Source organism: Roseateles sp. P4_D2 (assembly GCF_056401875.1).
This window is the reverse complement of record NZ_JBFUIM010000025.1, coordinates 20,913-29,052: the sequence shown is the minus strand read 5'-3', so window position 1 is coordinate 29,052 and position 8,140 is coordinate 20,913. Positions and strand designations below refer to the sequence as shown.

The following is an 8,140-nucleotide window of genomic DNA, read 5'->3' as shown; positions in this document are numbered from 1 at the left end:
CTCCAAACTACTCGCTTTCGCGTTTTGTTCGTCAGCAGCAAAGAGGCGAGATTTTGATCTGCTTTCGCAGCATCGTCAAGTACTTTGCGAAAATTTCTTTTCAGAACTCTTCAGCACCCAACGAACTCTCCAGCTCGCCATCCAGACCTTTCAGCCCAGCTCCACCAACCACCTCACAACCATCCGCCGTTCCCGACAAGCGCTGCGTTGTGATCAGCGAAGCCCACGACTGTAGCATAGGTTTTTCGGATGCGGAAGCCACGCCAGTTCTTTTACTGGATCAGCAGGCGGGAACGTATTCAATCGACGTTGGCTTGCAATGCTCGCCGTCCGGACGCTGCGAGTCCGGCCAACGACCGCGGACGACCGACGTCAAGGCAAGAGTCAGGCAGGCAGCGGGCGACCGTCACGCCTCTTCGTGGAAAGCTTCCTCGCGCTTGCTCTTGATGGACGGCAGCATCACGACGACGATCATCAGTGCCGCTGCAATCAGCAATCCGGCGGATAGTGGACGGGTCAGGAATGTGCTCCAGTCGCCCCGCGCCAGCAGCAACGCCCTGCGAAGGTTCTCTTCCATCATGGGCCCCAGAATGAAGCCCAACAGCAGCGGCGCCGGCTCGCAGCTCAGCTTGTAGAAGACGTAGCCAAGCAGCGCAAACGCCGCGGTCATATAGACGTCAAAGCTGTTGTTGTTCAGCGAGTAGGTGCCAATGCAGCAGAAGACGACGATGGCCGGAAAGAGAAACCGGTAGGGCACTGTCAGCAACTTGATCCAAATGCCGATCAGAGGCAGGTTGAGCACGATCAGCATCAGATTGCCGATCCACATCGATGCGATCAGCCCCCAAAACAGCTCCGGGTTGCTCGTCATGACCTGAGGCCCCGGCTGAATGCCCTTGATGGTCATGGCACCCACCATCAGCGCCATCACAGCATTTGGCGGAATGCCAAGCGTGAGCATCGGAATGAAAGAGGTCTGCGCACCGGCGTTGTTAGCGCTTTCTGGGCCGGCGACCCCTTGGATGGCGCCTTTGCCGAAGGGCACACGAGGATTGCGGACGACTTTCTTCTCCAAGGTGTAGGACGCGAAAGAGGCCAGCAGCGCGCCGCCACCGGGCAACACTCCCAGCACAGCGCCGAGGGCTGTGCCCCGCAGCACCGAAGGCCAGGCCTCCTTGAAGTCTTCCTTCGTCGGCCACAGGCCTTTCACCTCCTTGGTGAAGACCTCGCGATGTTCTTCGGGCTGACCCAGATTGGCGATGATTTCCCCGAAGCCAAACACGCCCATGGCGATGACCACGAAGCCAATGCCGTCAGTCAATTCAGGAACATCGAAGGAGAAGCGCGCCGTGCCGGTGATGACGTCGGTGTTGATCTGCCCGAGCAGCAGGCCGAGCACGATCATTGCAATGGCCTTGATGAGCGATCCCGACGCGAGCACAACCGCGCCGACCAGGCCGAGCACCATCAGCGAGAAGTACTCGGCCGAGCCGAACTTGAAGGCCAGCTCGGTCAGCGGCGGCGCGAAGGCCGCGATGATGATGGTGCCCACGCAGCCGGCGAAGAAGCTGCCCAGGCCGGCGGCCGCGAGCGCCGCACCGGCACGGCCGCGCCGGGCCATCTGATAGCCGTCGATGGCCGTCACGACGGAGCTGGACTCACCCGGCACATTGATCAGGATGGCCGTCGTCGAGCCTCCGTATTGAGCGCCGTAATAGATACCGGCCAGCATGATCAGGGCAGGTGTGGCGTCCAGCGTGTAGATGGACGGCAGCAGCATCGCGATGGTCGCGACGGGCCCCAGACCGGGCAGCACGCCAATAAGCGTTCCCAGCACCGACCCGAAGAAGCAGTACATCAGGTTCTGCAGCGTCAGCGCCGTATGGAACCCAAGACCCAGATTGTTCAGCAGGTCCATGGTGCCCTCAGCCCGTGATGTAGATGGGCCAGAGCGGGATGGTCAGCTTCAGGCCAAGAATGAACAGCGCCCAACTGCCGACCGTCAGCACGACGCTGCTGATCAGCACATCGCGCCAGTGGAACTCATTGCCAGCCAGGGCAGACAACGTGATGAGCAACGGCAGCGTGCAGGCCAGCCCCAGGCGAGGCAGCGCGACGCCGAAGACGGCGATGGCGGCGACGATGATGAGCAAAGGGCGCCAGGCAATGGCGCCGATGGGATCGCCGCCTTCTGATTCCAGCGTCAACGCCTTGAAAAGCACGAGGCCGCCCAGCAAGGCCAGCAGGATGCCCAGGCCGAAGGGGAAATAACCCGGGCCTGGTCGGGCCGAGGTGCCGAAGGAGTATTCCGTCGAGCCCCATGCGAACGCCACGCCCACCACCAGGAACATCAGCCCGGACCAGAAGTCCCGCTGGCTTTTGATCTTCATTGCTTGTCGCCTCCGGCGCGCCGCGGGCGCGCGTTTTCTTGCCGGTGATTCTGGCAGTCGGGTCGACGCTGCCCGACTGTGGATTACACGTAAGACAAGAGAGACTAGCCTTCCCAGGACGGCGTGCTGCGCAACACCTCCTCCACCGTCGTCACCCCTTCCGCCACCTTCATCGCGCCGGCCAAGCGCAGTGGGCGCAGGCCCTCCTGCATGGCCTGACGACGCAGTGCGGCCAGGTCAGCGACCGAGGCCTTGACGCCTTCTGAAACGGTCAACAGTTCGTAAAGGCCCGCACGGCCGCGGAAACCCGTATTGCGGCATTCCAGGCAGCCCACCGGCTTGAAAGGCTTGACGCCTCCACCCAGGCGCCAGTGCCGCACCAGCTCGTTGAGGTTCTCCCGCGTGACCATGGGGTCGGGCTGCTTGCAGTGCGGGCACAGGGTGCGCACCAGCCGCTGGGCCAGCACACCAATGACGGTGGCGCTGATCAAATAGCTCGGCACGCCCAGATCCATCAGCCGCGTGATCGCCGATACCGAGTCGTTGGTATGCAAGGTGCTGAAGACGAGGTGACCCGTCAGCGCGGCCTGGATGGCCATCTCGGCCGTCTCCAGGTCCCGAATCTCGCCGACCATGATGATGTCCGGATCCTGGCGCATCAACGCGCGCAGGCCTTCGGCGAAACCGAGATCCAGCACGTTCTGCACCTGGGTCTGGTTGAAGGCCGGCTCGATCATCTCGATGGGGTCTTCGATGGTGCAGACATTGACCTCTTCGGTCGCCAGGCGCTTGAGCGTCGAGTACAGCGTCGTCGTCTTGCCGCTGCCGGTCGGGCCGGTCACCAGGATGATGCCGTGGGGCTGCTTGACCAGGCTCTCCCAGCGGTCGGAGTCGTGCTGGCCGAAGCCCAGGGACGACAGATCCTTGACGGCGGTCTCGGGGTCGAAGATGCGCATGACCATCTTCTCGCCGAAGGCGGTCGGCAGCGTCGACAGCCGCATTTCGACTTCGTCGCCGGCTGGGTTGCGCGTCTTGATGCGGCCATCCAGCGGGCGGCGCTTCTCGACGACGTCCATGCGGCCGAGCAGCTTGATGCGCGAGGTCATTGCGCCCATCACCGTCGGTGGCAGCTGGTAGACCGTATGCAGCACGCCGTCGATGCGGAAGCGGATGACACCCATCTCGCGGCGCGGTTCAAGGTGGATGTCCGATGCGCGCTGGTCAAAGGCGTATTGCCACAGCCAGTCGACGACCTGCACGACGCCCTGATCATTGGCATCGAGCTGCTTGTTGGTCTTGCCCAGCTCGACAAGCTGCTCGAAGCTGGCCACCTGGCTCTGCTCGCCCGCCTTGGCTGCGGCGCGCACCGAACGCGCCAGCGTGAAGAACTCGGTCGTGTAGCGCGCGATCTCCAGCGGGTTGGCGATGACGAGCTTGATGGGCTTGCGCACATGCGACTCAATCTGCGCGACCCAGCTGGTGTCGAAGGGCTCGGATGTCGCGATCGTCACGTCATTGATGCCGAACTGCACCGGCAGGCAGCGTTTGGCTTCGGCATAGCCGATGGACATCACGTCGCCGACGCGGCCCACGTCCACCTTCAGCGGGTCGATGCGCAGATAAGGCAACTTGGCGCGCACCGCCAGCCATTCGGACAGTGCGTCCACATCCAGTGGCTTGCCAGTCGACAGGCGCACCAGAGCGGCGTGGCCCAGGCGAACGAGGGGATGCAAGGCACTATCGCCGGCCGCGAAGCGCTGCTCCGTGCGCTGGACCTGGCTTTCGTCGATGAGGCCATCCTCCTGCAGCCAATGCAGCAGCTGGCGCCATTCCAGGCGGCCTTCAGTCTTCGTGGGGGCAGCCAGTGGCTTGGACTTGGTCGACATCGAGGCTCGGCTTCTCAAAGGGCGTTGAGGATGCTCATCGGCAGCGGCCGCACCAGCCTAAGCCATTTGCGGGCCGGCAACTTGAAGCGTGATTCGATATTAGCTGCGCGCTGCTCCAGGATGTCACGATGTGGCACCTGCACGCCGCGCGCCGCGACGACGACGGTGTTGCCCTCCTTGGTGGGCGCCAGGCTCCAGACCTGGTCCGACCCGAAGGCCTTGGCGATGCGCAATGCGCTGCGCGCAAAGCTCGCGCTGCGGCCGAACAGATTGACCGTCATCAGCCCGCCGTCCGCCAGCACGCCACGGCAGGCGGCGTAAAAGGCCTCGTCGTCCAGCACGGGCGACGCAGCGTCATGGTCGTAGAGATCCACGCTCAACACATCCACCGTCTGCAGGTTGGCGCTGTCATTGACCCAGGCCGCGGCGTCGCCGTTGACGACGCTCAACCGGGCATCGTTGCCCGGCAGACGGAACCACTGCCGGCAGGCGGCGATGACCTCGGGGTTGATCTCCACCGCCGTCGTGCGCATCTTCAGCTGGCCATGGCAAAAGCGCGTCAGCGCCGCGGCGCCCAGGCCGAGTTGCACGGCATGGCCTTCGCCCAGTGCGGCCGGGTCCCGCCACAACATCCAGGCGCACATGCGCTGGATGTACTCCAGCTCCAGCTGATCGGGCTTGCGGATACGCATTGCACCTTGCACCCAGATCGAGTCCAGGTGCAGAAAACGCACGCCGTCGAATTCGCTCAGCGTCGCCGGGCCCCAGGTCGTTGGCTTGGGCTTCATCGCCCGGCCGTCAGCAGTCTTGTCATAGGCGGGATCCTAGGCCACCAGATACGGCGCCAGCCCGGCCCGCCAGGCGGCGATCTTGTCTGCCAGGCTCAGGCCGGCATGCGCTGGGCTCGTCGACGGCAGTCGCAGCACGGGCAAGGCCACGTCGCCCAGGGCCAGCAGCGTCTGCCGGTGAGCGAGCGCGCCGTTGCAGGCAATCGCGCGCAGCTGCGGCAGCCGGGTGACGAGATCCATCAGATCGCTCGGCTCGGCGGCTTCGATGGCCGTGTCCAGGCTGCCCTCGCGCCGGCAGGCAGCCACGGCGTCCCACAGCGCCACACGGCCGCGGCGCAATGCCTGCAGGCGCTCGGCATAGGGCCGCGTCGCCAGATCCGGTTCGCCCAGCAGCGCCGCCATGACGGGCCAGAAGGCATTGCGCGGATGCGCGTAGTACTGCGCTGCCTGCAGCGAAGCAGCGCCGGGAAAGCTGCCGAGCACCAGCAGGCGGGCCTGGGCGTCAAACACCGGCGCGAGGCCGACAAGACGCTCGATTTCGGGGTTTGGAGGCCTGGCAAACACGGCCGGCAGCTGCGACGATGCGCGGGTTTTCACAGGGAGTGACTCGACATGATGAATACGGAAGCCATCTGGCTGTTTCTCAGCACCCAGGGCGTGGACTTCGGCTTGAAGATTCTCGCGGCCATCGCCGCCTGGGTCGTGGGCCGGTGGCTCATTTCAATCGCGCTGCGTGTGTTCTCGGCGGCGCTGGAGCGCGGCAAGCGCATCGACTCGACGCTGGCCACCTATCTGCGCTCCATCCTCAGCGTGCTGCTGAACCTGGTGCTGATCCTCGCGATTCTGGACATCTTCGGCGTCAAGACCACCTCCTTCGCCGCCTTGCTGGCCGGCGCGGGCCTGGCTATCGGCACCGCCTGGGGCGGGTTGCTGACCCACTTCGCGGCCGGTGTCTTCATGCAGGTGCTGCGCCCTTTTAAGGTGGGCGACTTCGTGCAGGCCGGTGGCGTGACCGGCACGGTGACCGAGATTGGCCTCTTTGGCACGACTATCAACACGCCGGACAACGTGCACACCCTGGTCGGCAACAACACCGTGTTCAGCAGCGCCATCCAGAACTACTCGGCGCAGGCGTTCCGCCGCGTCGACTGCCTGGCCAAGGTCGCCAACAGCGTGGACCCGCTGGACGCCATCGCGCGGCTGCGTCCGGCCATCGCGGCCATTCCCAATGTGCTGGCCAAGCCGGCGCCCGATATCGAGATCCTGCAGTTCACGCCCGAAGGCCCGCTGCTGTGCGTGCGGCCGTACTGCCACACGGACCATTACTGGCAGGTCTACTTCGACACCCACAAGGCCGTCGTCGCGACCTTTGGCGCCGCCGGCTACCCGGTGCCCGAAACGCCCCTCGCGCCGCGCAATCGCTGAACCTGGAGAAACCATGGCTGACCTGACCGCCCGCGTCGCCGGGCTGTGGCGCTACCCCGTCAAGTCGTGCGCCGGCGAAGCCGTCAATACCCTGCTGCTGGACGGCGACGGCTGGCCCGTGGGCGACCGCGGCTGGGGCATCGTCGACGCGGGCGGCGAGCTGACCTGGATGGGCGCGCACCCACGGCTCGCGCTGGTCCACGCCCGGTTGGTGGGCTCGGACCTTGAGTTACAGGCCTTGGGCCGATCGTTGACAGTGCCCGGCGAAGGCGGCGACGCGCTGGAAGTGCGCGGCTGGAACGGCGAACGCCAGGACTTCGACGTGCTGCAGGTCTGGGATGCTGGCGAAGACGCGGCCGCGCTGCTGAAGGCGACCACGGGCGAGCCGCTGCGGCTGGTGCGCTTGAGCATCGAGGCACAGCGCCGGCCCATCCTCAATGCACTGCATATCGTCGGCGAGGGTTCGCTGCAGTCCTGGCAGGACGCCATGGCCCAGCCGCTGAACGGGCCGGCACAGCGTGCGCGACCCAATCTGCTGCTCAGTGCCGAAGACGGCGGCGACCTGCCGCCTTTCATCGAGGACATCCTGATCGAGGCCCGCATCGGCGCACTGACGCTGCGCCGCACGACGGTCTGCGTGCGCTGCGTCGTGCCAACGGTGGACCCGGCGAGCGGCGAACCGCAGCCGGTCGTGCTGGACGCCTTGACCCGGCTCAGCGCCGAGCGCGCCCCGGGCGCACCGGTGCAGTTCGGTGTCTACGCGCGTGGCGACGGCGCGGGGACCCTGCGCATCGGCGACCGCGTGGACCTGTCGCTGAATTTCGGCGAGGCCTGATCAGCCCAGTCGCGGCAGCGCGGCGCGCGCGTTGGCGCTGGTGATTGCCGCCGTCTGCTCCAGCGTCCAGCCGCGCAGCTCGGCCAGGCTTTCGGCAATGCGCGGCAGCTCGGCCGACTCGTTGCGTGCCTGGCCTGGGCTGGTTTCGCGCTGCTCGGCGGTCTTGTAGAGCCACTGCGGCGGGATGTCCGGCGCATCAGTCTCCATGACCAGCGCCGTATCCGGCACGCTGGCTGCAATGCGGCGGATCTGCAGGGACCGCTCGAAGGTCAGCGTGCCGCCGAAGCCGAGCTTGAAGCCCAGCTCGATGAAGGCTTGCGCCTGCTGCTCGCTGCCGTTGAAGGCATGGGCTATGCCACCGTGCGTGAAGCCGACACGGCGCAGGCCGGCCAGCAGCTTGTCGGCGCTGCGCCGCACGTGCAGCAGCACCGGCAGGCCGGCGCGCTTGGCGAGCTTGAGTTGCTCGACGTAGAAGTGCTGCTGGGTGTCGGGGTCGATGCCCTCGACGAAATAGTCGAGGCCGATTTCGCCAACGGCGACGAGACGCGGATCGGCATGATGCGTCTCCACCGCTTCGGCGAGTTTTTCCAGATCGCCTTCGCCCGCGCGCATCACGCACAGCGGATGGATGCCCAGGGCGTAGGTGAAGTCGTGCTGGATGGCCAGCAGGCGCACCGCGTCGAGGTTGTGGGCATCGACGGCCGGGATGACGATCTGGTTGACACCCGCCGCCTTGGCGCGCGCGACGACCGCGTCGCGGTCGGCGGCGAACTCAGCCGCGTCGAGGTGGCAGTGGGTGTCTATCCACATGCCCAA

General features: G+C 65.6%; 9 protein-coding genes. 3 read left to right on the top strand and 6 right to left on the bottom strand.

Going from position 1 to position 8,140, the window contains the following annotated elements:
• A partial coding sequence (locus AC1DW0_RS29030) for a hypothetical protein (protein ID WP_477949510.1) occupies nt 1-235 on the top strand: 235 nt, incomplete at its 5' end.
• 171 nt (nt 236-406) lie between these two features.
• Here the strand turns inward: AC1DW0_RS29030 and AC1DW0_RS29025 are convergent.
• The 5 genes from AC1DW0_RS29025 to AC1DW0_RS29005 form a co-directional block, all read right to left on the bottom strand.
• Nucleotides 407-1,918 (bottom strand): tripartite tricarboxylate transporter permease, encoded by a 1,512-nt coding sequence (locus AC1DW0_RS29025; protein WP_056192690.1) that lies wholly within the window; start codon nt 1,916-1,918, stop codon nt 407-409.
• A gap of 7 nt (nt 1,919-1,925) precedes the next feature.
• Nucleotides 1,926-2,390 (bottom strand): tripartite tricarboxylate transporter TctB family protein, encoded by a 465-nt coding sequence (locus tag AC1DW0_RS29020; RefSeq protein ID WP_056192693.1) that lies wholly within the window; start codon nt 2,388-2,390, stop codon nt 1,926-1,928.
• Between the two features lie 104 nt (nt 2,391-2,494).
• Nucleotides 2,495-4,276, bottom strand: coding sequence for a type IV pilus assembly ATPase TfpB (tfpB, locus tag AC1DW0_RS29015; protein WP_477949507.1), 1,782 nt, complete (start codon nt 4,274-4,276; stop codon nt 2,495-2,497).
• Between the two features lie 14 nt (nt 4,277-4,290).
• Nucleotides 4,291-5,064 carry a spermine/spermidine synthase domain-containing protein gene (locus tag AC1DW0_RS29010; protein ID WP_056192699.1) on the bottom strand — a complete coding sequence of 258 codons (774 nt, stop codon included), beginning with the start codon at nt 5,062-5,064 and terminating at the stop codon, nt 4,291-4,293.
• Nucleotides 5,065-5,100: 36 nt separating this feature from the next.
• On the bottom strand, nt 5,101-5,661 hold the full coding sequence (locus AC1DW0_RS29005; RefSeq protein ID WP_457444050.1) for a DNA-deoxyinosine glycosylase: 561 nt from the start codon (nt 5,659-5,661) through the stop codon (nt 5,101-5,103).
• Nucleotides 5,662-5,679: 18 nt separating this feature from the next.
• Between AC1DW0_RS29005 and AC1DW0_RS29000 the strand changes: the two genes are divergently transcribed.
• On the top strand, nt 5,680-6,489 hold the full coding sequence (locus tag AC1DW0_RS29000; RefSeq protein ID WP_056193115.1) for a mechanosensitive ion channel family protein: 810 nt from the start codon (nt 5,680-5,682) through the stop codon (nt 6,487-6,489).
• Nucleotides 6,490-6,502: 13 nt separating this feature from the next.
• The gene (locus AC1DW0_RS28995) at nt 6,503-7,324 is read left to right on the top strand and encodes an MOSC domain-containing protein (protein ID WP_056192704.1); all 822 of its coding nucleotides are present in this window, start codon (nt 6,503-6,505) and stop codon (nt 7,322-7,324) included.
• Here the strand turns inward: AC1DW0_RS28995 and AC1DW0_RS28990 are convergent, their stop codons facing one another.
• Complete coding sequence (locus AC1DW0_RS28990; RefSeq protein ID WP_477949504.1) at nt 7,325-8,140, bottom strand: TatD family hydrolase; 816 nt, start codon at nt 8,138-8,140, stop codon at nt 7,325-7,327.